The organism is Streptomyces sp. NPDC053493 (genome assembly GCF_044544825.1).
Lineage (GTDB): Bacteria > Actinomycetota > Actinomycetes > Streptomycetales > Streptomycetaceae > Streptomyces.
This window is the reverse complement of the sequence record NZ_JBITXS010000001.1, coordinates 522405-547687: the sequence shown is the minus strand read 5'-3', so window position 1 is coordinate 547687 and position 25283 is coordinate 522405. Positions and strand designations below refer to the sequence as shown.

The 25283-nt window shown below is 72.4% G+C and carries 24 protein-coding genes, 2 tRNA genes and 1 riboswitch; of the genes, 13 read left to right on the top strand and 13 right to left on the bottom strand.

Features of this window, described 5'->3' with window-relative positions; translation table 11 throughout:
* Positions 1–23: 23 nt before the first annotated feature.
* The 3 genes from ACIGO8_RS02385 to ACIGO8_RS02375 all read left to right on the top strand — a co-directional run bounded on the left by ACIGO8_RS02385 (position 24) and on the right by ACIGO8_RS02375 (position 2506).
* Positions 24–97: transfer RNA gene (locus tag ACIGO8_RS02385), tRNA-Met, on the top strand.
* A gap of 204 nt (positions 98–301) precedes the next feature.
* Positions 302–2386: a sel1 repeat family protein gene (locus ACIGO8_RS02380; protein ID WP_399722908.1), complete on the top strand. Its 2085-nt coding sequence runs from the start codon at positions 302–304 to the stop codon at positions 2384–2386.
* 46 nt (positions 2387–2432) lie between these two features.
* Positions 2433–2506 (top strand) — tRNA-Met (locus ACIGO8_RS02375).
* 134 nt (positions 2507–2640) lie between these two features.
* Here the strand turns inward: ACIGO8_RS02375 and ACIGO8_RS02370 are convergent.
* The 3 genes from ACIGO8_RS02370 to hisN all read right to left on the bottom strand — a co-directional run bounded on the left by ACIGO8_RS02370 (position 2641) and on the right by hisN (position 4631).
* Positions 2641–3060 (bottom strand): Fur family transcriptional regulator, encoded by a 420-nt coding sequence (locus tag ACIGO8_RS02370; RefSeq protein ID WP_399722906.1) that lies wholly within the window; start codon positions 3058–3060, stop codon positions 2641–2643.
* Positions 3061–3295: 235 nt separating this feature from the next.
* Complete coding sequence (locus ACIGO8_RS02365) at positions 3296–3682, bottom strand: cyclic nucleotide-binding/CBS domain-containing protein (RefSeq protein WP_399722904.1); 387 nt, start codon at positions 3680–3682, stop codon at positions 3296–3298.
* Between the two features lie 136 nt (positions 3683–3818).
* Positions 3819–4631 carry a histidinol-phosphatase gene (gene hisN, locus ACIGO8_RS02360; RefSeq protein ID WP_399722902.1) on the bottom strand — a complete coding sequence of 271 codons (813 nt, stop codon included), beginning with the start codon at positions 4629–4631 and terminating at the stop codon, positions 3819–3821.
* A 106-nt stretch (positions 4632–4737) separates the two neighbouring features.
* On the opposite strand from hisN, the gene ACIGO8_RS02355 reads away from it, so the two are divergent.
* Positions 4738–5547 carry a TetR/AcrR family transcriptional regulator gene (locus ACIGO8_RS02355; protein ID WP_399722900.1) on the top strand — a complete coding sequence of 270 codons (810 nt, stop codon included), beginning with the start codon at positions 4738–4740 and terminating at the stop codon, positions 5545–5547.
* On the opposite strand, the gene ACIGO8_RS02350 is transcribed toward ACIGO8_RS02355, so the two are convergent.
* The 4 genes from ACIGO8_RS02350 to ACIGO8_RS02335 form a co-directional block, all read right to left on the bottom strand.
* Positions 5439–5762 (bottom strand): DMT family transporter, encoded by a 324-nt coding sequence (locus tag ACIGO8_RS02350; RefSeq protein WP_399722899.1) that lies wholly within the window; start codon positions 5760–5762, stop codon positions 5439–5441. The genes ACIGO8_RS02355 and ACIGO8_RS02350 overlap by 109 nt on opposite strands.
* A 94-nt stretch (positions 5763–5856) precedes the next feature.
* Entirely contained in the window at positions 5857–6867 is a 1011-nt protein-coding gene (gene rsgA, locus ACIGO8_RS02345) for a ribosome small subunit-dependent GTPase A (RefSeq protein WP_399722896.1), read from the bottom strand.
* Positions 6868–6870: 3 nt separating this feature from the next.
* Positions 6871–8199, bottom strand: coding sequence for a 3-phosphoshikimate 1-carboxyvinyltransferase (gene aroA, locus ACIGO8_RS02340; RefSeq protein ID WP_399722894.1), 1329 nt, complete (start codon positions 8197–8199; stop codon positions 6871–6873).
* A 31-nt stretch (positions 8200–8230) separates the two neighbouring features.
* Positions 8231–8926, bottom strand: a complete 696-nt coding sequence (locus ACIGO8_RS02335) for a M50 family metallopeptidase (RefSeq protein WP_399722893.1) — start codon at positions 8924–8926, stop codon at positions 8231–8233.
* Between the two features lie 51 nt (positions 8927–8977).
* On the opposite strand from ACIGO8_RS02335, the gene ACIGO8_RS02330 reads away from it, so the two are divergent.
* The 8 genes from ACIGO8_RS02330 (at position 8978) to def (ending at position 16450) form a co-directional block, all read left to right on the top strand.
* Positions 8978–9793, top strand: coding sequence for an SOS response-associated peptidase (locus ACIGO8_RS02330; protein ID WP_399722891.1), 816 nt, complete (start codon positions 8978–8980; stop codon positions 9791–9793).
* A gap of 92 nt (positions 9794–9885) precedes the next feature.
* The gene (locus ACIGO8_RS02325; RefSeq protein ID WP_399722889.1) at positions 9886–10527 is read left to right on the top strand and encodes an alpha/beta family hydrolase; all 642 of its coding nucleotides are present in this window, start codon (positions 9886–9888) and stop codon (positions 10525–10527) included.
* A gap of 253 nt (positions 10528–10780) precedes the next feature.
* On the top strand, positions 10781–11437 hold the full coding sequence (locus ACIGO8_RS02320; RefSeq protein ID WP_399724269.1) for a sigma-70 family RNA polymerase sigma factor: 657 nt from the start codon (positions 10781–10783) through the stop codon (positions 11435–11437).
* Positions 11434–11757 carry a mycothiol system anti-sigma-R factor gene (rsrA, locus tag ACIGO8_RS02315; protein WP_399722888.1) on the top strand — a complete coding sequence of 108 codons (324 nt, stop codon included), beginning with the start codon at positions 11434–11436 and terminating at the stop codon, positions 11755–11757. Before ACIGO8_RS02320 ends, rsrA begins: the two co-directional genes overlap by 4 nt.
* 223 nt (positions 11758–11980) lie before the next feature.
* Positions 11981–13399: an HD-GYP domain-containing protein gene (locus tag ACIGO8_RS02310; protein WP_399724266.1), complete on the top strand. Its 1419-nt coding sequence runs from the start codon at positions 11981–11983 to the stop codon at positions 13397–13399.
* 26 nt (positions 13400–13425) lie between these two features.
* Entirely contained in the window at positions 13426–14667 is a 1242-nt protein-coding gene (locus ACIGO8_RS02305; RefSeq protein WP_399722886.1) for an HD-GYP domain-containing protein, read from the top strand.
* A 79-nt stretch (positions 14668–14746) separates the two neighbouring features.
* Complete coding sequence (locus ACIGO8_RS02300) at positions 14747–15727, top strand: tetratricopeptide repeat protein (RefSeq protein ID WP_399722884.1); 981 nt, start codon at positions 14747–14749, stop codon at positions 15725–15727.
* A 72-nt stretch (positions 15728–15799) separates the two neighbouring features.
* On the top strand, positions 15800–16450 hold the full coding sequence (gene def, locus ACIGO8_RS02295) for a peptide deformylase (protein ID WP_399722882.1): 651 nt from the start codon (positions 15800–15802) through the stop codon (positions 16448–16450).
* Between the two features lie 63 nt (positions 16451–16513).
* On the opposite strand, the gene ACIGO8_RS02290 is transcribed toward def, so the two are convergent.
* The 6 genes from ACIGO8_RS02290 to ACIGO8_RS02265 form a co-directional block, all read right to left on the bottom strand.
* On the bottom strand, positions 16514–17530 hold the full coding sequence (locus ACIGO8_RS02290; protein ID WP_399722880.1) for a ribonucleotide-diphosphate reductase subunit beta: 1017 nt from the start codon (positions 17528–17530) through the stop codon (positions 16514–16516).
* Positions 17530–19878: a ribonucleoside-diphosphate reductase subunit alpha gene (locus tag ACIGO8_RS02285; RefSeq protein WP_399722878.1), complete on the bottom strand. Its 2349-nt coding sequence runs from the start codon at positions 19876–19878 to the stop codon at positions 17530–17532. Before ACIGO8_RS02285 ends, ACIGO8_RS02290 begins: the two co-directional genes overlap by 1 nt.
* A gap of 130 nt (positions 19879–20008) precedes the next feature.
* A riboswitch (cobalamin riboswitch) is annotated at positions 20009–20146 on the bottom strand.
* 43 nt (positions 20147–20189) lie between these two features.
* Positions 20190–20708, bottom strand: coding sequence for a GNAT family N-acetyltransferase (locus tag ACIGO8_RS02280; RefSeq protein ID WP_399722876.1), 519 nt, complete (start codon positions 20706–20708; stop codon positions 20190–20192).
* A 213-nt stretch (positions 20709–20921) separates the two neighbouring features.
* On the bottom strand, positions 20922–22532 hold the full coding sequence (mctP, locus tag ACIGO8_RS02275; RefSeq protein ID WP_399724263.1) for a monocarboxylate uptake permease MctP: 1611 nt from the start codon (positions 22530–22532) through the stop codon (positions 20922–20924).
* Between the two features lie 11 nt (positions 22533–22543).
* Positions 22544–22798 carry a DUF3311 domain-containing protein gene (locus ACIGO8_RS02270; RefSeq protein ID WP_399722875.1) on the bottom strand — a complete coding sequence of 85 codons (255 nt, stop codon included), beginning with the start codon at positions 22796–22798 and terminating at the stop codon, positions 22544–22546.
* A gap of 125 nt (positions 22799–22923) precedes the next feature.
* On the bottom strand, positions 22924–23688 hold the full coding sequence (locus ACIGO8_RS02265) for a GntR family transcriptional regulator (RefSeq protein ID WP_399724261.1): 765 nt from the start codon (positions 23686–23688) through the stop codon (positions 22924–22926).
* A 285-nt stretch (positions 23689–23973) separates the two neighbouring features.
* Here ACIGO8_RS02265 and ACIGO8_RS02260 point away from each other — a divergent pair, with 285 nt between their 5' ends.
* Positions 23974–25254: an extracellular solute-binding protein gene (locus tag ACIGO8_RS02260; protein WP_399722874.1), complete on the top strand. Its 1281-nt coding sequence runs from the start codon at positions 23974–23976 to the stop codon at positions 25252–25254.
* Positions 25255–25283 lie beyond the last annotated feature (29 nt).

The window sequence follows — 25283 nt, the reverse complement described above, 5'->3', positions numbered from 1 at the left end:
TCGTGATACGGTGGCGTAGCCGACGCGGGGTGGAGCAGCTCGGTAGCTCGCTGGGCTCATAACCCAGAGGTCGCAGGTTCAAATCCTGTCCCCGCTACTGAAGACGAGGGCCCGGATCCAGCTGGATTCGGGCCCTCGTCGTGTGCCCGGACACGCGACGCGCCCCGAAGAGCGGTGGGGAGGGGGCGAGTTGGGGTGACTCGTGTTTGACTTATCTCTCTGTGGGCATGTCGACAAAACGCTGAAGTGACCTCACTGGCTGCGATATACCAGGTGTACGCGGGTTGCGGGTGGTGCGACGATGGTATTTATGGGGGACAGGGCAACTCTGTTGGAGACAGGGCGGTTTGTGCAGCGGCATGCCGGAAACGCCGCAGACGAGATCATCGAGGCCGCGGGGGCCGTCGATGCGGCCGTCGACACCACCACCGAGAACGAGACCGACGCCGAGACCGAGGCCCGCCACCGGCGTGCCGCCGAGAGCGGGGACGCCGCGGGGATGAGCGTCCTCGGCGCGCTGCTGCTGCGCCGCGGGGACCTGGACGGCGCCGAGCCGTATCTGCGCGGGGCCGCCGCCCAGGGCGACCGCGCCGCCGCGAACAACCTGGGCGTCCTGCTGCACCAGCGCGGCTATCCCGAGGAGGCCGCCGGCTGGTGGCGCGTCGCCGCCGTCGCGGGCTCCGCGCCGGCCGCGCACGCGCTGGGCCGCCACCACCGCGAGCGGGGCGACGAGCCCGCCGCCGAGTACTGGCTGCGCCAGTCCGCCGAGCAGGGCCACGCGCTGGGCGCCTACGCCCTCGCCGATCTCCTGGAGCACCGCAGTGACGTCGGCGCCGAGCGCTGGCTGCGGGCCGCCGCCGAACAGGGCCACCGCGAGGCCGCCTACCGGCTCGCCCTCGCCCTGGAGCGGCGGGCGACCGAGCCGGCCCGCGGCCCGCACGCCTACGACACCGGCACCGGCCTGCGCACCGCGCCGTCCGGCACCGGAGCCGCCCGCCCGGCCGTCGACGCCGTCCTCGCGGCGCCCACCCGCGGCGGCCCCGGCCTCGCGTCCGGTACGGGCACGGGCCCGGGCGCCCGCACGCGTACGGGCTCCGCGGCCGGCCCCGGCGCCCGCACCGGCACGCGGACCGGCACCGGTACCGAAGCCGCCGAGCAGCCGACCGGGCCCCAGGACGGGCTCTCCGAGGCCGAGCAGTGGTTCCGGCAGGCCGCCGCGCGCGGCCACCGGCGGGCCGCGCTGCACCTCGGCGCGATCCTGGAGAAGCGGGGCGACCTGAAGGAGGCCGGCCGCTGGTACCTCACCTCCGCCAAGGACGGTGAGGCCAAGGCCGCCTGCGCGCTCGGGTTCCTGCTGCGCGACGCGGGCGACGAGGAGAGCGCCGCCGTGTGGTGGCTGCGGGCCGCCCAGGACGGCGACGGCAACGCCGCCAACGCGCTCGGCGCTCTGCACGCCGCCCGCGGCGAGCAGCAGACCGCCGAGCGCTGGTACCGCGCTGCCATGGACGCGGGCGACGTCAACGGCGCGTACAACCTCGGGCTGCTCTGCGCCGCCCAGGAGCGGATCACCCAGGCCGAGCAGTGGTACCGCCGGGCCGCCTACGCCGGCCACCGCGAGGCCGCCAACGCGCTCGCCGTGCTGCTGCTGCAGGCCGGCGACGCGAACGGCGCCGAGCCGTGGTTCTCCAAGGCCGCCGAGGCCGGCAGCGTCGACGCCGCCTTCAACCTCGGCATCCTGCACGCCGGCCGTGACGACGACCGCACCGCCCTGACCTGGTACGAGCGCGCCGCGGCCGCCGGGCACACGGAGGCCGCCCTGCAGGTCGGCATCGCCTATCTGCGCGACGGCGACGAGCAGGGCGCGGAGCGCCATCTGCGGTGCGCGGCGGGTGGCGGCAGCGCCGAGGCCGCCTACCGGCTCGCCACCGTCCTCGACGCGCGCCGCCCCGACCCGGGCCCGCCCGCGCTCGGCGCACCGCGCGAGGAGAAGAGCGAGTGCGAGGAGTGGTACGAGCGGGCGGCCGAGCAGGGCCACCGCCGTGCCCAGGTGCGGGTCGGCATGCTCGCCGCCGCCCGCGGCGACGTGGCCGAGGCGGCCCGCTGGTACCGGGAGGCGGCCGAGGCCGGCTCCCGCAACGGCGCCTTCAACCTGGGGCTGCTGCTCGCCCGCGAGGGCGCGGAGCGCGAGGCGGCCCTCTGGTGGACCCGCGCCGCCCACGCCGGTCACGGCCGGGCCGCGCTCCGGCTCGGCCTGCTCGCGGCGCGCCGCGGTGAACTCACCGAAGGGCGCCGCTGGTGCGCCCGCGCGGTCGAGCTCGGCCCCGCGGAGGTGGCGGAGCGGGCGGCGCGGCTGAGCGAGGCACTGCACCAGGAGCTCACCGCCTAATCGATTTGCGCTGCTCGGAGGGCTCCCGTAAGGTTGGGTTCACCGACGCGGGGTGGAGCAGCTCGGTAGCTCGCTGGGCTCATAACCCAGAGGTCGCAGGTTCAAATCCTGTCCCCGCTACTCAGTAGCACGAAGGCCCGGATCCGGAAGCGGATCCGGGCCTTCGTCGTTCCCGCGCATGCGCGCGGGCGCACGAGAAGGCCCCCACCGATCCGCCGATGGGGGCCTTCTCGTAGGTGCTGGGCCGTGGGCCGTCAGGCGGAGGCCGCGCAGCTGGGGCAGATGCCGCGGTAGGTGACCTCGACGTCCGAGACCGTGAAGCCGAAGCGCTCCGAGTCGGGCAGGTCGGCCAGCGGGTTGCCGGCCGGGTGGACGTCGCGGATCGCGCCGCAGCGGGCGCAGACCAGGTGCTGGTGCGGCCGGTGCGCGTTCGGGTCGTACCGCTTGGCACGGCCGTCCGTCGCGACCTCCATCACCTCGCCGAGCGTCACCATCTCGCCCAGCGTGTTGTAGACGGTCGCCCGGGAGATCTCGGGCAGCCGCTCCACGGCGCGGGCGTGGACCTCGTCGGCGGTCAGGTGCACATGGTCCCCGTCGAGCACCTCGGCCACGACACGGCGCTGCGCGGTCATCCGCCAGCCGCGGCCGCGCAGTCGTTCCAACAGGTCACTCATGAGGGTCAGGGTAACAGTCGCCCTCGAAGAGCCACGAACCCGTGTGAGGTTGGATGAGGACTTGACTTGGATTATGTCCAGAGTAGGATCGCTGCGATCGCGCGACGATCGCAGACTTCGGCGGGCGGCTCGACGGCCGTGGTCCAGGCCCTTCCCGGCCGACGGGAGGCGCCGCCGGAGAGGTGGAGGGCCGGGCCTCCGTATCCGTACGGAGGCCCGGCCCTCCCGTATGCCCTCAGGCGGCGCTGTGCACCGGCAGCCAGCAGCGGATGATGTCGCGTACGGAGACGATGCCGACCGGCCCGTGGTCGTCGAGGACCACCAGGTGGCGGAAGCCGCCGCGGGTCATCGCGTCCGCGGCCTCCTCCAGGGTCCAGGTCGGGGCGGCGAAGACGACGTCCCGGGTGGTGTGGGCGTCGGCGGTCTCGTGGTCGGGATTGCGGTCGGCGCCCAGGGCGTTGAGGATGTCGCGCTCGGTGAGGATGCCGAATCCGCCGGAGTCGCCGTCCTGGACGACGGCGGCGCCCACGCGGCGCGCCGACATCAGTCGGGCCGCCTGGCGGAGGGTATGGGCCGGGCCGATGGTGAGGACCACCGTGCTCATGGCGTCACGGACGAGCATGGAGGGGACCACCTCCTGTTCGATGACTTCGAGAACTCTTTCACAAGTTCACAAGTGAGCGGAGTCTCAGAGTGGCACCGGGGGAGAGGGGCGACAAGGGGGCGCGCGAAGCGCCCCCGGGAGCGCTGAGGGGCGGTCAGTCCTCCGTGGTGGTGCGCTGGTTGAGGTAACTCAGCAGTTCTCCGTGCAGCAGTCCGTTCGACGCCGCCGCGTTCCCGCTGTGCGGGCCGTGCCGCCCGTCGAGGCCGGTGAACGTGCCGCCCGCCTCCTGCACCACGACGGCCGTGGCCGCCATGTCCCACAGCGACAGCTCCGGCTCGGCGCACAGGTCGACCGAGCCCTCGGCGACCATCATGTACGGCCAGAAGTCGCCGTACGCCCGGGTCCGCCAGCACGCGCGCGTGAGGTCCAGGAAGCCGTCGAGCCGGCCCCGCTCCTCCCAGCCGCTGAGGCTCGAGTACGCGAACGAGGCGTCCTCCAGGCGGCCCACCTTCGACACCCCGATCCGGGTCGCCGACGCCAGGCTGCGGCCCGTGTAGGCGCCGAGCCCCTTCGCCGCCCACCAGCGGCGGCCGAGCGCCGGCGCGGACACGACGCCGACCACCGGCTGGAAACCGGTGTCCCCGGCCTCCATCAGCGCGATCAGGGTCGCCCACACCGGCACGCCACGGACGTAGTTCTTGGTGCCGTCGATCGGGTCGATCACCCAGCGGCGCGGGCCCGTGCCCTCCACGCCGTACTCCTCGCCGAGGATCGCGTCGCGCGGCCTGGCGCGCTGCAACTGCCCGCGGATCAGCTCCTCCGCGGCCTTGTCGGCCTCGCTCACCGGAGTCATGTCGGGCTTCGTCTCGACCTTCAGGTCGAGCGCCTGGAACCGGTCCATGGTGGCCGCGTCCGCGGCATCCGCGAGGACATGGGCGAGACGCAGATCGTCGTGGTAATCGGCCATGGTCGAAACTCTATCCCCCGGACGGGGATCGACCGGCGGCGACCCTTGACAGTGCGTGGTCGCGCGTCAACGCTGAGCGCAGAACCGAACCGGCTGGGAGGCGAGGATGCCGACTGCCCGTAAGCCACCGAAGCCGCCGACTGCCCGCGAGGCCCTGCTCGACGCGGCCCTCGCGGCCCTCGGCCGCCTGCCCTGGTCCGCCGTGCGGATGGTGGACGTCGCCGCCGCCGCCCGGGTCTCCCGGCAGACGCTCTACAACGAGTTCGGCAGCAAGGAAGGGCTCGCCAGAGCCCTCGTCCGCCGCGAGGCCGACCTCTATCTGCGCGGGGTCGAGGCCGCGCTCGCCGAGCCGGGACCGCCCGCCCGCCGCCTGGTCGCCGTCGCCGAGTGGACCGTCGCCGCGGCCGGCGCCCGGCCCGTGCTGCGCGCCCTGCTCACCGGCGCCTGGGGCGAACGCCTTCCCGCGCCGCGGCCCGCGCGCGCCGGCGCCCGCCCGCCCGCCGTACCGGAACAGCGGCGCGCGGACGCCGGGGTGCCCACGCCGGGCGAGTTGCTCGTGCAGGCACGGGACCGGGCGGCGGCCCTGCTCGCGGCCGAGCCCGACAGCGGCGGAGGCGCCGCCGACGGCTCCGGGGACACCGCGCGTTCCGGGAGTTCCGGCAGGAGCGGGAGCGCCGGGAGTTCCGGGACCGCCGGGACGGCCGACCGGGCCCGGCGCGCCGACGCCGCCGTCCGCGGCTGCGAACTGGCGCTGCGGCTCGCCCTGTCGTACGTCGTGACACCGCCGGCCCGCACGGGAGCCGCGGCTCAGTGGGCGGAGCCCGACAGCTGGAGGCCGATGACGCCGGCGATCACCAGCGTGATCGAGACGATCTTGAGGGTGGACACGACGTCACCGAGGAAGATCATCCCGTAGATCGCCGTCCCCGCCGCCCCGATCCCGGTCCACACCGCGTACGCCGGGCCCACGTCGAGCTTGCGCAGCGCGAGCGTCAGCAGACCGAAACTGCCCAGCGCGAAACAGGCGAACGCGACCGTCGGCCACAGGCGGGTGAAGCCGTGCGAGAGCTTGAGACAGACGGCGAAGCCCGTCTCGAGCAGTCCGGCGACCACCACCAGCAGCCACGCCATCGTCAGTGCCTCCCACGCCGTCGGTGACTGCTTCGTCGCACTTGGTGCGATTATGCACTTACCAACAGCCGGCGCCCGCGCAAACGTGCGCGGCTCAGTCGCCCTCGCGCCGCTCCCGGGTCGCGAGCAGCCGCCGCAGCGAGAACAGCCGCGCCGGATCGGCGTGGCCCTCCTCGACCCAGTCGTCCAGCGCGCAGTCCGGCTCGTCGTGGGAGCAGGCCCGCGGACAGTTCTCCGTGCCCGGCTCCAGGTCCGGGAAGGCGTGGATGACGCGGGACGGATCGACGTGGTGCAGACCGAAGGAGCGCACGCCCGGCGTGTCGATGACCCAGCCGCCGGTCTTGTCCAGCGGCAGCGCGAGCGCCGAAGTCGTGGTGTGCCGGCCGCGGCCCGTGACCGCGTTGACATGGCCGGTGCTCCGCCGCCGCTCCTGCGGCACCAGCGCGTTCACCAGCGTCGTCTTGCCCACGCCGGAGTGCCCGACGAACGCGGTCACCCGGTCGCCCAGGTGCTCGCGCACCCGGTCCGCGGCGCCGCCGTCGTACAGCTCCTCGCGGTTGACGACGACGTACGGGATGTCCAGCGCGCCGTACAGCTCCAGGAGCTTCTCCGGCGGGGCCAGGTCCGACTTGGTCAGCACCAGGAACGGGTCGAGCCCGCCGTCGTAGGCCGCGACCAGACAGCGGTCGATCAGGCGCGGGCGCGGCTCCGGGTCGGCGAGCGCCGTCACGATCGCCAGCTGGTCGGCGTTGGCGACGACCACCCGCTCGTACGGGTCGTCGTCGTCGGCCGTGCGCCGCAGCACCGAACTGCGCTCACCGATCCGCACGATCCGCGCCAGGGTGTCCTTCTCGCCGGACAGGTCGCCCACCAGGGAGACCCGGTCGCCCACCACGGCGGCCTTGCGGCCCAGCTCGCGGGCCTTCATCGCCATCACGACCCGGTCGTCCACCAGGCAGGTCAGCCGGCCCCGGTCGACGGTGAGGACCATGCCCTCGACGGCGTCCTCGTGCTTCGGCCGGATGTTCGTCCGCGGACGGTTGCCCTTGCGGTTGGGCCGCTGGCGGATGTCGTCCTCGTCGGTGTGCTTCCCGTAACGCCGCATGGCTCAGACCCCGAGCATTTCGGTCCACATCCTCGGGAAGTCCGGCAAGGTCTTCTCGGTCGTCGCCACGTTCTCGATCTCCACGCCCTTCACGGCCAGGCCGATGAGCGCGCCCGCGGTCGCCATCCGGTGGTCGTGGTACGTGTGGAACACGCCGCCGTGCAGCGGGCGCGGGTTGATCCGCAGGCCGTCCTTGGTCTCCGTGACGTCACCGCCGAGCCCGTTGATCTCCTTGGTGAGCGCGGCCAGCCGGTCGGTCTCGTGCAGCCGCAGATGCGCCACGCCGCGCAGCACGGACGGCGAGTCGGCGAGAGCGGCGACGGCGGCGATGCCCGGCGTCAGCTCGCCGACCTCGCCGAGGTCGACGTCGATGCCGCGGATCCGGCCCGTGCCGGTGAAGGTCAGACCCCGCTCGTCGAGCTCGCAGGAGCCACCCATCTCGGTGAAGATCTCCCGCAGCGCGTCACCGGGCTGGGTGGTTTTCGCCGGCCAGTCCGGAACCGTCACCCGCCCGCCGGTGACCAGCGCCGCGGCCAGGAACGGCTGCGCGTTCGACAGATCGGGCTCCACCACCAGGTCGCGGCCGAGCAGCGCGGACGGCGCGACCCGCCACACGTTGGGCCGCCCGCCGTGCTCCGGCTCGTCGACCTGGGCGCCGACCGCGCGCAGCATGTCGACCGTCATCCGGATGTGCGGCAGCGACGGCAGCCGGTCGCCGACGTGCCGCACCTCCACGCCCTGGTTGAAGCGGGCGCCCGACAGCAGCAGGGCGCTGACGAACTGGGACGACGAGGAGGCGTCGATCTCCACCACACCGCCCTCGACACCGCCGCCGCCGTGCACGGTCATCGGCAGCGCGCCGCGCTTGTCGTCGTCGATCCGGGCGCCGAGCGTGCGCAGCGCGTCGATGACGCCGTGCAGCGGGCGCTCGTGGGAGCGCGGGTCGCCGTCGAAGCGGACCGGGCCGTCGGCGAGGGCCGCGACCGGCGGCAGGAAGCGCATGACCGTGCCGGCGTTGCCGACGTCCACGGTCGCCGGGCCGCGCAGTCCGGCCGGGAGGATCCGCCAGGCCTCGCCGGTGCCGTCCGGGCCCACGCCCTCCTCGATCTTGACGCCGAGGGTGCGCAGGGCCTCCGCCATCAGCAGCGTGTCGCGCGACCGCAGCGGACGGCGCAGCCAGCCCGGCTCGGCGGCCAGCGCGGCGAGCACCAGCGCGCGGTTGGTGACCGACTTCGATCCGGGCACGGTGACGGTGGCGTCGACGGCGCCGCCCGCGTACGGGGCGGGCCAGAGGCCGGTGAGCGGATCGGGCTTCGGGGAGCTTTCGGTCATGCCCTCACTCTACGGTGGCGGCGACCGCCCGCTACACGCCGAGCAGCCGGCGTCCACCGCCGATCAGGCAGCAGAGCGACACCGCGTGGAAGAAGCAGAGCCACAGCGTGGGCGGCACATGGGTGAGCCGGCCGAGCTGGTCGGCGTCGGAGTCGGCGGCGCCTGCGTGGCGCCGCTTGCGCTGGAGTTCGAAGGCCGGGCGCACACCGCCGAGGAGCAGGAACCAGACCGCCGCGTACGCGAAGACGGACTGCACGTCCGGGCCGGTCAGCCAGGACACCAGGAGGAACACTCCGCCGGTGAGGAGCACGGTGAGGATCCCGTACGCGTTGCGGACCATCACCAGCATGGCGAGCAGCAGCGCGGTGGCCAGCCACAGCAGCAGCGTGACCCGGTGCGAGGAGAGCAGCGCGGCGCCGCCGAGGCCGAGCAGCGGTGCGGCGGTGTAGCCGGCGGCGGCCGTGAGGATCATGCCGAGGCCGGTGGGACGGCCGCGCGAGACGGTGAGTCCGCTGGTGTCGGAGTGCAGCCTGATCGACTCCAGCCGCCGGCGGGTGGCGACGGCGAGCAGGGCGTGGCCGCCCTCGTGCGCGATGGTGATCGCGTTGCGCGACAGCCGCCATATCGGGCGCGGGACGACCGCGGCGAGGGCGGCGAGGGCGGTGGCGATCACGATCCACTGCTCGGGGGCCGGCTGGGTGCCGAGAAGGGCCGGGGCGAGGCTCATTTTGTGAACGGGCTCCTCATCAGCGGTCGGGTCCGTGGCAGTGTGGCACTCATGTGCGGACGGTATGCGGCGAGCAGGCGCCCCGAGGATCTGGTGGACGCCTTCGAGGTCGAGAAGTGGGAGCCGGAGGAGACCCTGGCGCCCGACTGGAACGTGGCCCCGACCAAGGAGGTCTACGCGATTCTGGAGCGTCCTCTCAAAGACGCGGAATCGCGGCGTCCGGTTCGCCAGATGCGGGTCCTGAAGTGGGGCCTCGTGCCGTCCTGGGCGAAGAGCCCGGAGGGCGCCGCCCGGATGATCAACGCCCGCGCGGAGACCGTGCACGAGAAGCCCTCCTTCAAGCGGGCCTTCTCCGCGCGCCGCTGCATCCTGCCCGCCGACGGCTATTACGAGTGGGTGACCGGCACCGACGAGCGCGACCTGGAGGTGGAGGGCAGGAAGAAGCGGCCCCGCAAGCAGCCGTACTTCGTGACCCCGGCCGACGGTTCGGTCTTCGCCATGGCCGGCCTCTACGAGTTCTGGCGGGACCGGACCCTGCCCGACGACCACCCGCAGGCCTGGTGGGTGACCTGCTCCGTCGTCACCACGGAGGCCGAGACCGGCCCGCTGGGCGTCGCCCCGGCCGAGGGCCCGCGCTCGCTCGCCGACATCCACCCGCGGATGCCGCTGATGCTGACGCCGGACCGCTGGGACGCCTGGCTGGACCCGTCCCGCACCGACGTGGAGGAGCTGCGCTCGCTGCTCGCCCCGCCGCCGGAGGGCCTGATGCGGGCCTACCCGGTGGCGACGGCGGTCAGCAACGTGCGCAACAACGGGCCCGAGCTCCTGACGGAGCTGGAGGGCCCGGAGGTGGCGACGCTGTTCTGACGGCGACCGCCCGCGTGCCGCGGGCCCGGTGAGCCGGCGAGGTGGCGCAGGGCGCCGCGGGGTGCGCCGGTTCGGGAGTCTGCCGGGGCAGGATGGGGAGCGTGACCAAGACCGAGATCGTTCCGACCGACGCCGGCGACGCCCGGATCACCTGGGCCCCGGCGAAGAAGCCGTGGACCGTGCTCGCCGTGAGCCACGGCGCCGGCGGCGGCATCGAGGCCCGCGACCTGGTCGCCCTCGCCGCCGCGCTGCCCGCCGAGGGCGTCACCGTCGCCCTGGTCGAGCAGCCCTGGCGGGTCGCCGGCAAGAAGCTCGCGCCCGCGCCCAGGACGCTGGACACCGGCTGGCGCGGCCTGTGGCCCGCGCTCGCCGCTCCCGGCCTCCCGGTGATCGCCGGCGGCCGCAGCGCCGGCGCCCGGGTCGCCTGCCGCACCGCCGCCGAACTGGGCGCCAGCGCCGTGCTCGCGCTGAGCTTCCCGCTGCACCCGCCCGGCAAGCCCGAGAAGTCCCGGGCCGACGAACTCCTCGGCTCCGGCGTCCCGACCCTCGTCGTGCAGGGCGGCAACGATCCCTTCGGCCGGCCCGCCGAGTTCCCGGCCGGCCCCTTTGCCCTCGCCGAGGTCCCGTACGGCGATCACGGCTTCGCCGTGGCCAAGAGCGCGCCGCTCACCCAGGACGAGGCCGTCGGCACCGTCGTCCGCGAGGTGACGGAGTGGATCGCGTCACTGCGCTGACCGCCCGGCCGCCCCGGGAATGTTGAGGCGGGGACCACTGTTGTGAGGGACATCGGTGCTTGAGAGCAAGGAAGAGGGAGTCCGTCGCATGGGTTCGACCATCTGCCCGGAGCGCCCGCAGGCCGCTGACCTCGACTGGACGGTGCTGCCCGGGCCCAAGGCCACGCCTATTCGGGCGGCGGGCGGAGCGGTTCCTCGTCTATCCTCCGAAGCGAGCGGGTCCGCGTTCGGGTTCGCCGCAGCGCTGGAGGAGGTGGGTCCGGTCACCGGGACCGACACAGGGACCGACGAAGGCCCCGAGGAGACGACCGCGGAGCGCAACGCGCGCTTCGAGCGGGACGCCCTCGGCTACCTCGACCAGATGTACTCGGCCGCGCTGCGCATGACGCGCAACCCCGCGGACGCCGAGGACCTGGTGCAGGAGACGTATGCCAAGGCGTACGGATCCTTCCACCAGTTCCGTGAGGGCACGAACCTCAAGGCGTGGCTGTACCGCATCCTCACGAACACCTTCATCAACTCGTACCGGAAGAAGCAGCGCGAGCCGCAGCGTTCCGCCGCCGAGGAGATCGAGGACTGGCAGCTCGCCCGCGCCGAGTCGCACATGTCGACCGGTCTGCGGTCGGCCGAGTCGCAGGCCCTCGACCACCTGCCGGACTCCGACGTGAAGGAAGCGCTGCAGGCGATCCCCGAAGAGTTCCGCATCGCCGTGTATCTCGCGGACGTCGAGGGCTTTGCGTACAAGGAGATCGCGGACATCATGGGTACACCCATCGGTACGGTGATGTCCCGACTGCACCGGGGCCGCCGCCAGCTGCGCGGCATGCTCGAGGACTACGCCCGCGACCGCGGGCTGGTACCCGCGGGCGCCGGAGAGTCGTCGCACGATCTGAAAGGTTCGGGCTCATGAGCTGCGGAGAGCCGCACGAGACGGACTGCTCGGAAATCCTCGACCATCTCTACGAGTTCCTCGACCACGAGATGCCGGACAACGACTGCACCAAGTTCGAGGTGCACTTCGAGGAGTGCTCCCCGTGCCTGGAGAAGTACGGGCTCGAACAGGCCGTGAAGAAGCTCGTCAAGCGCTGCTGCGGCAGTGACGAGGTCCCGATCGACCTGCGGGCCAAGGTGATGGGCCGGATCGAGCTGATCCGCGAGGGACACACGGTGCCCGAGCAGGACATCAGCGCGCCCGAGGCGACACCGCAGGCGACCTCGCAGGAGCAGTGACTCCGGGACCGGTGACCCCGGGACGGGTGACCCCGGGGCCGGTGACTCCAGGAGAGCGGCGACTCCCGCGGCCGTGACCGAGGCCGGGCGCGCATCGCGCCCGGCCTCCGGTGTGTCCATCCGCTTGTATCACCCGATGGTGCGAATCGCTCCCGGCCGGCCGTCGCGACGGCGCCGACTCGCTAGCGTGGCCGGTGTGATGGGCGCGAAGGTCATTCCGCGGATGAAGGTCGTTCCGCACACGGCACGCGGCTACGTCGGCTGCGCCCTGCTCGCCGCCGCCGCGGTCACCCTGCCCGCGTTACGCCCGGGCGCGGACACTCCCTGGCAGACCGTGCTGCTGCTCGCCGCCCTCAACACCGTGTGCGAGGTGCCGGCCCGCTGCCCGCTCGCCACCCGCTCGCACCGCCGCTCCGGCCGCGGCGGCGCGGTCCCGGTCTCGCCGCTCGGCACCGTCTCCTTCTTCCCCGTCCTGCTCGCCGCCGCGCTGCTGCTGCCGCCCGCCGCCGCCGCGCTCACCGCCCTGCCCGGGGCCGTGCTCGCCCGCGTCGACCAGCCGCCCGCCGGACTGCGCCGGGCCTGGCGGGCCGCCGAACTCGCCCTCGCCGTCTGGGCCGCGGCCCTGGTCGGCCAGCTCCTGCAGTGTCCCGGCGCGCTCGGCCGCGGCGCCCTGGGCCCCGACTTCCCGTACGTGCTGCTCCCGGCCGCGGTCACCGCGCTCACCTTCTGCCTGGTCCTCACCGCCCTCGACGGCGGCATCCGCGCCACCGCCGAACAGATGCCGCCGCGCACCGCCTGGCGCGGGCTGCTCGCCCGCTCCCTCGCCCCGCACTCCGTCCACGGCCTCGCCGGGCTGATGATGGCCGTGCTCTGGCGCAGCGGGTACGGGCCGGTGGCCGCCCTCTTCGTCCTGCTGCCCATGTACATCTCCTGCTGGGGCTTCGCGCAGTACCACCGCGAGCGCGCCGCCCACCAGGCCACCATCCGGGCCCTCGTCCAGGCCGTCGACATCAAGGACCGCTACACCCGCGGCCACAGCGAGCGGGTCGGCCACGCCTCCGTCCTGATCGCCCGTGAGCTCGGCATGCCGGAGCCCCGGCTGGAGGTCGTCCGCTTCGCCGGCATCCTCCACGACGTCGGCAAGCTGGGCGTGCCGACCCGGGTGCTGCGCAAGGACGGCCCGCTCACGCCGGAGGAGCGGCGGGTCATCGAGCTCCATCCCGAGTACGGGCACGAGATGGTGCGGGGCATCGGTTTCCTCGGCGAGGCCCGCACCGCGATCCTGCACCACCACGAACGCATGGACGGCAGCGGCTACCCGTACGGCCTGAAGGGCCACGAGATCCCGGAGTACGCGCGCGTGGTCGCCGTCGCCGACGCCTTCGACGCCATGACCTCCACCCGCTGCTACAGCCGGGCCCGGCCCGTCGGGACGGCGCTCGCCGAACTGGAGCGGTGCGCCGGCACCCAGTTCGACCCGCGCATGGTCGAGGCGCTGGCCCGGGCCCTGGACCGGCACGGCTGGCAGACCGAGGTCACGGCCGACGAGACCACCGTCCCGGCCCCGCGCACCCCGGCTCCCAGGCCGGCTTCGGCACCGCCCGGCGCGCAGGCCCCGGCGCCCGCCCGGGAGCGCGGGTGAGGGCCGGGCGGGCCGTCGTGGGCGCCGTGCACGCAGCCGCCGTGCTGCTCGCCCTCACCGCCTTCGGCGCCACCCTCTGGACCGGTCTCCGCGAACCCGGCACCGCCCTCGCCTTCGGCGTCCTCATCGCCTGCGGCGAGCTCGCCCGCCGGGGCGCCGACGCCGAGGAGCGCGAGCCCGCGCCGCTCGCCGCCGCCGGAGCCCTCGCGTACGCCCTGCTCGGCGAGAGCGGCGGCGAGCCCACCACCCACGGCGTCCTGCAGACCGTCGCCGTCGTCGTCGCGGCCGGGCTCGCCGGGATCGTGCCCCACGTCGCCCGCGGCCGCGGTCCCGTCCTCGACCACCTGGCCCGGCGCATCCTCACCGTCGGCTTCGCCGCCCTCTGCTTCCAGCCGCTCTACAACGCCGGCGCTCTCACCGCCCACCTCGGCCAGGGCGCCTCCTACGCCCTCTTCCTGCTCCTGCTGCTCCTGCTCACCGCCCTGTGCGACGCCGTCCTCGCCGCCCTGCTGCACCGCGCCCGCACCGGCCATCCCTACGGCCCGCTGCTCCGCGAGGAACTGCACGCCCTGCTCGGCATCGGCTCGGCCGTCTGCGCCACCGGCACCGTCATGGCCCTCGGCACGGCCGTCGCCGGACTGTGGGCGCTGCCCGTCTTCGCCGTACCGCTGCTGCTCACCCAGGTCTCCTTCCGGCGTTACGCGGCGGTGCGCACCACCAGCCGGCAGACCATCGCCTCGCTCGCCCGGGCCACCGAGATCGCCGGCTGCACACCGCCCGGCCACGCCCGCCGGGTCGCCGCGCTCAGCCGGGCCGTGGGCCGCGAGATGGGCCTTTCCGGCCCCGAGCTGACCGTCCTCGAATACGCCGCGCTCATGCACGACATCGGACAGCTCTCGCTGGTCGACCCGGTCGACGGCGGCGCCACCGCGCTGCTGCCCGCCGAGGAGCAGCGCAGGATCGCCCTGCTCGGCGGCGCCGTGGTCCGCCAGACCGGCGTCCCGGCGGCCGTCGCCGTCGTCGTGGAGCGGCAGGCCGACCCGTACCGGGAGCAGCCGCTGCCCGCCCGGATCGTCCGGGTCGTCAACGCGTACGACGACCTCGCCGCCGGCAGCGCGGGCGGCGGGCTCGGCGCCCTGGAGCGGCTCCGTCTCGGCGCCGCCCGCGACTACCACCCGGACGTGGTCGAGTCCCTGGCCAGGGTTCTGGCCAGGGGCGCGGCCACGCCCGCCGCGACCAGGGGTATCGCCTCCGTCCCGCCGGGGTAACCCATGGGTAATGAGCGCGCGTCCGACCGGGCATGGTTGGATGCGAACAAGAGGGTGAAGCGACCGGCAGGCGGGAATCGTGAGGATCTTCGGGAAGGTACGGCATCGGCCCTCCGCCTCGTGGCGGCAGGCCACCGACCGCGCGTTCACGCTGATCGGCGACGGCCGGTACGAGGACGCGGGCGCGCTGCTGACGCGCGCGGCGGACCTGGAGCCCTGGCTCTCGGAGTCCTGGTTCAACCTGGCCCTGCTGCACAAGTTCCGGCACGACTGGGAGCAGGCGCGGGCCGCCGGGCTGCGCGCCGTCGCGCTGCTCGACAAGGAGAGCGGCGCCCCGGACTGGTGGAACGTGGGCATCGCCGCCACCGCCCTGCAGGACTGGCCGCTGGCCCGCCGCGCCTGGCAGGCCTACGGCCTCAAGGTGCCCGGCGCGGCCGCCGGCACCGGCGAGCCGGCCGGCATGGAGCTGGGCAGCGCGGCCGTGCGGCTGTCCCCGGAGGGCGAGGCCGAGGTCGTGTGGGGCCGCCGTCTGGACCCGGCCCGGATCGAGGTGCTGTCCATCCCGCTGCCGTCGTCCGGACGCCGCTGGGGCGAGGTCGTCCTCCACGACGGCGTGCCGAACGGCGAGCGCACCACCAGCGCCGGCCCGTCCTATCCGGTCTTCGACGAGATCGAGCTGTGGGCGCCCTCGCCGGTGCCGACCTGGGTGGTCCTCCTGGAGGCCGCCACGGAGGCCGACCGGGACGCCCTGGAGCAGCTGGCCGCCGACGCCGGCTTCGCCGCCGAGGACTGGTCGTCCTCCGTACGGCTGCTGTGCCGGGCCTGCTCCGAGTCGACGATGCCGAGCGCCGAGGGCGAGGGCGAGCACCTGGACCCGCACGACCACAGCGAGCCCGGACATCCCGGCCCGCTCGGCCACCGCTCGCCCGGCGAGCTGTGGGTGCCGGAGCGCGAGTGCGGTATCGCCGCGCCCGCGGGCCTGGTCCGCGGGCTCCTCGACGGCTGGGTCGCGGACAGTCCGGACAGCCGGGAATGGCGTGATCTGGAGGAAGTCTGCTGACCTCTGCCCGTAGGCTGTATCCCACACCTACAGCGGTTGTATCGGTTTCCAGGAAGAAGGCGTACGGCGGAGATGGCGCAGCAGGGCACTGAGCAGGAGCAGACGGGCGTGTTCGCGGTGGACGACGAGGGCTTCGTCGTCGACACCGAGGACACCGAGGCCCGCGAGGCCGCCCACCGCGAGCGCGGCACCTCGCGTCCGATCACGGTGGTCGGCAACCCCGTGCTCCACCGGGAGTGCAAGGACGTCACCGAGTTCGACGACGAGCTGGCCCAGCTGGTCGACGACATGTTCGCCAGCCAGCGCACCGCCGAGGGCGTCGGCCTCGCCGCGAACCAGATCGGCGTGGACCTGAAGGTCTTCGTCTACGACTGCATGGACGACGAGGGCGTCCGGCACGTCGGCCACGTGATCAACCCGGTCCTCCAGGACCTGCCGGCCGACCGCCGCCACCTCGACGACTCCAACGAGGGCTGCCTGTCGGTCCCGACCGCGTACGCCTCGCTGGCCCGTCCGGACTTCGCCGAGGTGCACGGCGTCGACCTGAAGGGCAACCCGATCAAGGTCCGCGGCACCGGCTACTTCGCCCGCTGCCTCCAGCACGAGACGGACCACCTCTACGGCTTCCTCTACATCGACAAGCTGTCGAAGCGGGACCGCAAGGACGCCCTGCGCCAGATGGAAGAGGGCACCCCGCGCTACCCGGTCGTCGCGAACGACTGACCGCACACCGTCACGCCGAAGGGCCCCGCACTCCGAGGAGTGCGGGGCCCTTCGCCGTACCGGCTAGAAGTCCTCGTCGAGGTCCACCGAGCCCTCGACCGCCACCTGGTAGGCGGACGGGCGGCGCTCGAAGAAGTTGGTCAGCTCCTGGACGCCCTGGAGCTCCATGAACGCGAACGGGTTCTCGGAGCCGTACACCGGGGCGAAGCCGAGGCGGGTCAGGCGCTGGTCGGCGACGCACTGGAGGTACGCGCGCATCGACTCGGTGTTCATGCCCGGCAGGCCGTCGCCGCACAGGTCGCGGCCGAACTGGAGCTCGGCCTCGACGGCCTCCTTCAGCATGTCGGTGACCTGCTGCCGCAGCTCGTCGTCGAAGAGCTCCGGCTCCTCCTTGCGGACGGTGTCCACGACCTCGAAGGCGAAGTTCATGTGCATCGTCTCGTCACGGAACACCCAGTTGGTGCCCGTCGCCAGGCCGTGCAGCAGGCCGCGGGAGCGGAACCAGTACACGTAGGCGAAGGCGCCGTAGAAGAACAGGCCCTCGATGCACGCGGCGAAGCAGATCAGGTTGAGCAGGAAGCGGCGGCGGTCGGCGGCCGTCTCCAGCTTCTCGATCTTCTCGACCGAGTCCATCCACTTGAAGCAGAACTGCGCCTTCTCGCGGATGGAGGGGATGTTCTCGACGGCGGCGAACGCGGCGGCGCGGTCGTCCGGGTCGGGCAGGTAGGTGTCGAGCAGCGTCAGATAGAACTGGACGTGCACGGCCTCCTCGAAGAGCTGGCGCGACAGGTACAGGCGCGCCTCCGGGGAGTTGATGTGCTTGTAGAGCGTGAGCACCAGGTTGTTGGCCACGATCGAGTCGCCGGTCGCGAAGAACGCGACCAGGCGGCCGATCATGTGCTGCTCGCCCGGCGACAGCTTGGCGAGGTCGGCGACGTCCGAGTGGAGGTCGACCTCCTCCACGGTCCAGGTGTTCTTGATGGCGTCGCGGTAGCGCTCGTAGAAGTCCGGGTAGCGCATCGGACGCAGGGTCAGCTCGAAGCCCGGGTCGAGGAGGTTCTGGTTCCGGGTGGTGCTCATTACTGGCAGGCCTCGCAGGACTCGGGGTTTTCGAGGGAGCAGGCGACGGCGTCGGGGTCGGCGACCTGCTGGACGGGAAGGGTGGCGGCCTGGGCGGCGCGGGCGATCCGGGTCGCCGGGCGCGAGCGCAGGTAGTACGTGGTCTTCAGGCCCTGCTTCCAGGCGTACGCGTACATCGACGACAGCTTGCCGATGGTCGGCGTCTCCATGAACAGGTTCAGGGACTGCGACTGGTCGAGGAACGGCGTGCGGTCGGCCGCCATGTCGATCAGGCCGCGCTGCGGGATCTCCCAGGCCGTGCGGTACAGCTCGCGCACCTCGGCCGGCACCCAGCCGAAGCCCTGCACCGAGCCGTTGGCGTCGCGCAGCGCCTCGCGGGTCTGCGCGTCCCACACGCCGAGCCGCTTCAGCTCGTCCACCAGGTAGGTGTTGACCTGGAGGAACTCGCCGGACAGCGTCTCGCGCTTGAACAGGTTGGAGACCTGCGGCTCGATGCACTCGTAGACGCCCGCGATGGAGGCGATCGTCGCGGTCGGGGCGATGGCGAGCAGCAGGCTGTTGCGCATGCCGACGGAGGCGATCCGCTCGCGCAGCGCCGCCCAGCGCTCGGGCCAGTTCAGCTCCACGTCGTAGTGGTCGGGGTGCAGGACGCCGCGCGCGGTGCGGGTCTTGTCCCAGGCGGGCAGCGGGCCGCTGCGCTCGGCGAGGTCGGCGGAGGCCTCGTACGCGGCCAGCATGATCCGCTCGGCGATCCGGGTGGACAGCGCGCGGGCCTCGGCGGAGTCGAACGGCAGCTTCAGCTTGAAGAAGACGTCCTGCAGGCCCATCGCGCCCAGGCCGACCGGGCGCCAGCGGGCGTTGGAGCGGCCCGCCTGCTCGGTCGGGTAGAAGTTGATGTCGACGACCCGGTCGAGGAAGGTGACGGCGGTGCGGACGGTCTCGTCGAGCCGCTCCCAGTCGATGTCCGAACCGACGACGAACGCGCCGAGGTTGACCGAGCCCAGGTTGCAGACCGCGGTCTCGCCGTCGTCGGTGACCTCGATGATCTCGGTGCAGAGGTTCGAGGAGTGGACGACGGTGCCGGGCTCGGCGGTCTGGTTGGCGGTCCGGTTGGAGGCGTCCTTGAAGGTCATCCAGCCGTTGCCGGTCTGCGCGAGGGTGCGCATCATGCGGCCGTACAGGTCGCGGGCCGGCATGGTCTTCTTGGCCAGGCCCGCCTCCTCCGCCTTGCGGTACGCGGCGTCGAACTCCTCGCCGTACAGGTCGACGAGCTCGGGGACGTCGGCCGGGGAGAACAGCGACCAGTCGGCGTCCGCGTTGACCCGGCGCATGAACTCGTCCGGGATCCAGTGCGCGAGGTTGAGGTTGTGGGTGCGGCGGGCGTCCTCGCCGGTGTTGTCGCGGAGCTCCAGGAACTCCTCGATGTCCGCGTGCCAGGTCTCCAGGTAGACGGCCGCGGCGCCCTTGCGCCGGCCGCCCTGGTTCACGGCGGCGACGGACGCGTCGAGCGTCTTCAGGAACGGGACGATGCCGTTGGAGTGGCCGTTGGTGCCGCGGATCAGCGAACCGCGGGCGCGGATGCGGGAGTAGGACAGGCCGATGCCGCCCGCGTGCTTCGACAGGCGCGCCACCTGGTGGTAGCGGTCGTAGATGGAGTCCAGCTCGTCCTGCGGGGAGTCCAGCAGGTAGCAGGAGGACATCTGCGGGTGGCGGGTGCCGGAGTTGAACAGGGTGGGGGAGGAGGGCAGGTAGTCGAGCCGGCTCATCAGCCCGTACAGCGCCGTCACCTCGTCCACCGCGCGGTCGCTGTCGTCCTCGGCGAGGCCGGAGGCGACGCGCAGCATGAAGTGCTGCGGCGTCTCGATCACCTTGCGGGTGATCGGGTGGCGCAGCAGGTAGCGCGAGTAGAGGGTGCGCAGGCCGAAGTAGCCGAAGCGGTCGTCGGCGACCGGGTCGATCGTCGCGTCCAGCCGGTCGGCGTGCCGGGCGACGAACTCGGCGGTGCGGTCCGCGATCAGGCCCTCGCGGTGGCCGACGGCGACGGAGGCGGCGAAGGAGGTCGCGCCCTGTCCGGCCGCCTCCTCGGCGATGGTGAGGGTGAGCAGCCGGGCGGCGAGCCGGGAGTAGGCCGGGTCCTCGGCGATCAGGCCGGCGGCGGCCTCGGTGGCCAGTTCGCGCAGCTCCGCCTCGTCCGAGCCCGCGTGCCGGCCGCGCAGCGCGGCGGCGGCGACCTTGCCGGGGTCGGCGTCCGGGAGGTCGGCGGTGAGATCGGTCAGGGTCCGCAGGAGTACGGTCCCGGGGCCGTCGTTCTCGATCGCTGCGGCCGGATCGGCGGGCGCGATGGTCACGTGGGGGCTCTCCCTCGCTCGGCTCGGGGCCAGGGCGAAGGGAGGCGGGCGGCGGCGGCCGCAGGCATGGCGGCGCCGCGTCCACCGGCCCACTCCGCGAGGCCCGGACGTCTGTGACACCCGGAACGGACGGACCGGGCGCGCTGCCGGCAGGTCCTCGGACTCGCCCGTGCGCGAAACACGCAAAAGCACACCGTTGCGGGACAGTTCCGGATTTCCACCGGATTCCCCTGCGGCGACAGCGAGGACGAGCATACATGTGGGGGGCGCCGCTTGCCGCACCCCCCACATGTTGTGTGTCGTTTGCGCCGCTACAACTCCAGCGTGTAGCAGAGGAGTCGGAATTCAGGCCGCTCGGGGATCGGCGACCAGTCCCGTTCCGGGGCGCGGCCGAAGCCCAGCCGCTCGTAGATCCGGTGCGCGGTGCGCATCCCGGTCTGGGTGGACAGAACGATCCGCACACAGCCAGGAACGGCCCGCGCGCGGTCCACGCAGGCCCGCACGAGCGCCTCGCCGACACCGCGGCCGCGGGCGGCGGGCGCGACGGCCAGCATCCGGATCTCGGTCTCGCCGGCCTCGGCGCGATCGCCCATCACTCCGGGCGCCGGGACGAAGGTCACACCGCCCAGGACGGCGCCGTCCGCCTCGTCGCGGGCGACGGCCACGAGCACGTCGGCGACCTCGGCCCGCCCGGCCACGTTCTTCAGATGGCCGAAATACCAGTCGTCCTCGCCCTGGAGGAGGTGTCCGTCGTCGAGGTAGGCCCGGGCGGTGAGCTCGCCGAGGGTCGCGTACTCCTCCGGCCGTACGTCTCTGATCATGAAGTCCATGCCCGGCAGTCTCCCGCGCCCCGCGCCGGACGCGCGCCGGGGGGCCGCCGGGCGGCGCTTGGGGCCGCCGGGCGGTGCGGGGGCGCTGGGGCCGCCGGGGCAGTCGGGCCGCCCGGGAGTCGCCTCGCCGCGAGAAACGGCCGCCGGGACCCCTGGCAGGGGCCCCGGCGGCCGTTCGGAAGCGTGGCGGGACCGTTTGCCCGCCCGGTGGGATCAGTGCGCGCTGCCGACCTTCGGCGGCTCGGTGACGACGCCGGTGTCGCCGGCGTCGGCGGTGTAGTCCTCGGGGGAGGTCTCGTCGACGCCGTCGGGTGTGCCCACGGCGCGCAGGACGAGGGTGAGGACGACGGTGACGAGGACGTTGAGGACGAAGGCGGTGAGGCCGATGTAGCCGATCTCGCCGATGCCGGGGATCTCGGCGGAGGAGCCGCCGAAGTGTTTCTGGGTGGGGCTGGCGACGCCGTAGGCGGCGGCGGTGCCGTAGACCATGCCGACGGCCCAGCCGGCGATGAGGGCCCAGCGGTGCATCCAGCGGGTGAACAGGCCGCCGACGAGGGCGGGGAAGGTCTGCAGGATCCAGATGCCGCCGAGGAGCTGGAAGTTGATGGCGACGGTCTTGTCCATGGTGAGGACGAAGACGAGGGCGCCGACCTTGACCAGGAGCGAGACGAGCTTGGAGACCTTGGTCTCCTGGGCGGCGGTGGCGTCGGGCTTGATGAAGTCCTTGTAGATGTTGCGGGTGAAGAGGTTGGCGGCGGCGATCGACATGATGGCGGCCGGGACGAGGGCGCCGATGCCGATGGCGGCGAAGGCGACGCCGGCGAACCAGGCCGGGAACATGTTCTCGAACAGCTGCGGGATGGCGAGCTGGCCGTTGGTCACCTTCACACCGGCCGCGATCGCCATGAACCCGAGCAGCGCCAGCAGACCCAGCATCAGCGAGTACAGCGGCAGGATGGTGGTGTTGCGCCGGATCACCTCGCGGCTCTTGGAGGAGAGCGTCGCGGTGATCGAGTGCGGGTACATGAACAGCGCGAGCGCCGAGCCGAGCGCGAGCGTCGCGTACGTCCACTGGCCTGCCTCGCCGGGCACGAGCGCGCCCTTGGGCTTGCCGGTCTTCGGGTTGAGTGCCTCGTAGGCGTGGGCCGCCTTGCCGAAGATCTCGTCGAAGCCGCCCAGCTTGATCGGGATGTAGATGATCGCCACCGCGATGACGAGGTAGATCAGGGTGTCCTTGACGAAGGCGATGAGGGCCGGGGCGCGCAGGCCGGAGGAGTACGTGTAGGCCGCCAGCACGCCGAAGGCGATGAGCAGCGGCAGGTCCTTGACGAACCAGTGGGTGTTCTCGCCGCCGCCGACGCCCATCACGTCCAGGACGGCCTGGATGCCGACGAGCTGGAGCGCGATGTACGGCATGGTGGCGAGGATGCCGGTGACGGCGACCGCCAGCGACAGGCCCTTGGAGCCGAAGCGGCCGCGGACGAAGTCGGAGGTGGTGACGTAGCCGTGCTTGTGGGACACCGACCACAGGCGGGGCAGGAAGGTGAAGATCAGCGGGTAGACCAGGATGGTGTACGGCACGGCGAAGAAGCCGGCCGCGCCCGCCGCGTAGATGGCCGCCGGGACGGCGACGAAGGTGTACGCGGTGTAGAGGTCGCCGCCCAGCAGGAACCAGGTGATCCAGGTGCCGAACGAGCGGCCGCCCAGGCCCCATTCGTCCAGGCTGTGCTCGTTCTCGGCCCGGCGCCACTTGGCGGCCAGGAAGCCCATGACCGTGACGGCCAGGAAGAAGAAGACGAAGACGCCGAGGGCGACGCCGTTCACGCCGTCGTGCTTCACTGCGACGCACCTCCCTTGCGGGAGCGCTGGTCACGCTTCCAGAGCTGGTACGCGACCATGGTCAGAGCGGTGGAGATCACGACCCACAGCATCTGGTACCAGTAGAAGAACGGGACACCGACGAAGGTGGGTTCCACCTTCGCGTAGGAGCTCACCCACAGCATCGCGACGAACGGCGCGACGAGGCAGAGCGCGATCACCACTCTGGCGGGTGTGATGACCGGTTGTTTCCCTTGTGTCGCTTCTGACATGGCGAAACCGTCCCCTCGCTGATCACCTCGTAATGACGGGGAAATCTAGGGGACGGTCTCGCTGTTAGGAACCCCTGTCCGTATAACGGATCAACCGTCAGTGGGAAGCGGCGGCTCCGGCCGGATCAGCCGTGGGGCCGCTGGAGGCGGGCGACGAACTTGTAGCGGTCGCCGCGGTAGACCGAGCGCACCCATTCGACCGGTTCGCCCTGGGCGTCCAGCGAGTGCCGGGAGAGCATCAGCATCGGCAGGCCCACGTCCGTGCCGAGCAGCCCGGCCTCGCGCGGGGTGGCGAGCGAGGTCTCGATGGTCTCCTCGGCCTCGGCGAGGTGGACGTCGTACACCTCGGCGAGCGCGGTGTAGAGCGAGGTGTACTTCACCAGGGAACGCCGCAGTGCGGGAAAGCGCTTGGCGGACAGGTGGGTGGTCTCGATGGCCATCGGCTCGCCGCTCGCCAGGCGCAGCCGCTCGATCCGCAGCACCCGGCCGCCGGGCGAGATGTCGAGCAGTCCGGCGAGGGTGTCGTCGGCGGTGACGTAGCCGATGTCGAGGAGCTGCGAGGTGGGTTCGAGGCCCTGGGCCCGCATGTCCTCGGTGTACGAGGTGAGCTGGAGGGCCTGGGAGACCTTGGGCTTGGCCACGAAGGTGCCCTTGCCCTGGATCCGCTCCAGGCGGCCCTCGACCACCAGTTCCTGGAGGGCCTGGCGCACGGTGGTGCGCGAGGTGTCGAACTCGGCGGCGAGCGTGCGCTCGGGCGGGACCGGCGTGCCGGGCGGCAGGGTCTCCGTCATGTCGAGCAAATGCCGCTTCAGTCGGTAGTACTTGGGCACGCGCGCGGTACGGGTGGCCGCGCCACCCTCTGTCTCCGTGCTGCCCGCGTCCGTGGCCATGGCCTGCCTTCCCGACTCCTGTGCTGCTGCCGTCACCGGCTCCTCCGTCTGTCGCGGCTCACATGGTGGCACGGACCGGTCACGGGTCGTCGCCCTCCCTCAGGTGTCGGTCCGATAACGGACCCGACTGCCCTTCTTATACACCCTTGACACCCCTAAAGGTCTAGGCCAAGCTCCGGGTACTGGTCTACACCATTAAAGACCAGGTCCCAGCCCCACGAGCACTACTCGACGTATGTCTTCGCGCGGTGGGCAGGGGTTGCAGGCATCCCTGAGGAGGGTGGCGTGAAGCGCAAGCTCATCGCGGCGATCGGCGTCGCGGGCATGATGGTCTCGATCGCGGCGTGCGGGGGCTCCGACAAGGGCGGCGACAAGGCCGGCGGCGAGGCCAAGGAGCTGACCGTCTGGCTGACGGTCGACGCCCAGAACAACTGGCCCGAGCTGGTCAAGGCTGCCGACGACGCGGTGACCAAGAAGCACCCGGGCATCACCATCAAGCACGAGTACTACGGCTGGCCGGACAAGAACACCAAGCTCGACGCGGTGCTCGCGACCGACAAGGCCCCGGATGTTGTCGAGATGGGCAACACCGAGATGATCAGCTACATGGCCAAGGGCGCCTTCGCCGAGGTCGACCCGTCGAAGTTCGAGAACTCCGACCAGTGGCTCGACGCCCTCAAGGACTCGGTCACCTACAACGGCAAGACCTACGGCGTCCCCTACTACGCCGGTGGCCGCGTGGGCACCTGGCGCAAGGACATCGCCGCCGAGGTCGGCGTCAAGGCCGCCCCGAAGACCTGGGCCGAGCTGACCGCCGCGCTCGACAAGATCCAGGCCAAGAAGGGCGACAAGTTCAGCGCCTGGTACCAGCCGTCGCCCGACTGGTACGCCGCGATGTCCTTCGTCTTCGAGGCCGGCGGCTCCATCGCCAAGCAGAACGGCGAGACCTGGAAGGCCAACCTCTCCTCGCCCGAGTCCGTCAAGGGCCTCACCGAGTACAAGAACATCGTCGACAAGTACATGCACGGCGACAAGACGAAGGACGAGTCCGACCGTCCCGTCGTCTTCGGCCAGGGCAAGTCCGCGACCATGTTCGCCGCCGGCTGGGAGGGCGCCACCGCCGCCGACCCCAAGACCGACAAGGTGGGCGGGCTGAAGGACAAGCTCGAGAACTTCGTGATGCCCGGCCCGTCCGGCAAGAACCTCCCCGTCTTCCTCGGCGGTTCCGACCTGGCCGTCCCGATCAAGTCCAAGGCCCAGGGCGTGGCGGCCGAGTGGATCGCCGCCTTCACCGGCGCCGAGGGCCAGAAGGGCCTCGTCGCCAAGGGCAACCTGCCCAACAACAAGAAGGACCTCGCTCCGCTGAAGAGCGACCCGGCCACCGCCGTCCCGGCGACCGCGGCCGAGTCCAGCTGGTTCGTCCCGACCGCCCCCGGCTGGGGCCAGGTCGAGAAGGCCCAGACCCTCAAGACGATGCTCATCGAGATCGCCAACGGCAAGAAGTCGGTCGAGCAGGCGGCCAAGGACGCCGACGCCGCGATCGACAAGGTCATCAACACCAAGTGACCTGACACCGCAGGGCCCCGCCGGCGCGG